The following is a 242-nucleotide window of genomic DNA, read 5'->3' as shown; positions in this document are numbered from 1 at the left end:
ACCTGAAGCCGGACGCCGGCATGTTGCTCGGCTCGCCGGCCAACGCCGATCCGGTCGAGGCCCACGACGTGCAGCCCGAGCAACTGGACATCGCCACCGGCATGTACCTGATCGAAGAAGCCACCACCCTCACCATTCGCCGCCCGGAACACACCTGGGCAGGGCTGCGCTCGTTCGTCGCCGACGGCGACCTGGTGGCCGGCTACGCCGCCGATGCGGAAGGCTTCTTCTGGGTCGCCGCC

1 pseudogene is annotated in these 242 nt (G+C 69.4%); it reads left to right on the top strand.

Going from position 1 to position 242, the window contains the following annotated elements:
- Positions 1 to 242, top strand: a pseudogene (locus BST14_RS32215) (FAD-dependent oxidoreductase); the annotation flags it as partial.

Source organism: Mycobacterium arosiense ATCC BAA-1401 = DSM 45069 (assembly GCF_002086125.1).
GTDB classification, from domain to species: domain Bacteria; phylum Actinomycetota; class Actinomycetes; order Mycobacteriales; family Mycobacteriaceae; genus Mycobacterium; species Mycobacterium arosiense.
Note: the sequence above shows the minus strand (reverse complement) of the source record. Positions and strands in the feature narration are given on the sequence as shown.